2 pseudogenes are annotated in these 291 nt (G+C 36.4%); one reads left to right on the top strand and one right to left on the bottom strand.

The features are described from left to right. Positions 1-104, bottom strand: a pseudogene (locus tag SB717_RS40335) (MazG nucleotide pyrophosphohydrolase domain-containing protein); the annotation flags it as partial. 73 nt (positions 105-177) lie between these two features. On the opposite strand from SB717_RS40335, the pseudogene SB717_RS35075 reads away from it, so the two are divergent. Beyond that, a pseudogene (locus SB717_RS35075) lies at positions 178-291 on the top strand (TIGR00730 family Rossman fold protein); the annotation flags it as partial.

Here is a 291-nt window from a genome sequence, read left to right as displayed (position 1 = left end):
ACTTCCTCGGTTAAGAAATTTAAGCGAATAAAGGCATTATACTGTGACCAGCTTCGTTTTTCGTAAAATTCCTCAACCCATCTTTGAAATGCAACGATATCCATTTCTTCCTCATCTCCTCAATATGTTGTACAATGTCAATTGTATCATAACAATATATAGTTTCGGGGTGTAGGAATGAGAAAGATTTGTGTGTTTGCAGGTTCTAATTTAGGGGAGAGACCAGAATTCAAAGAGCAGGCAATTCAGTTAGGTAAAATGTTTGTTGAGAACGAGTATGAGCTCGTATAT

This window comes from Priestia sp. SIMBA_032, assembly GCF_046535215.1.
GTDB classification, from domain to species: domain Bacteria; phylum Bacillota; class Bacilli; order Bacillales; family Bacillaceae_H; genus Priestia; species Priestia aryabhattai.
The sequence above is the reverse complement of the archived record's forward strand: the minus strand, read 5'-3'. Positions and strand labels throughout refer to the sequence as shown.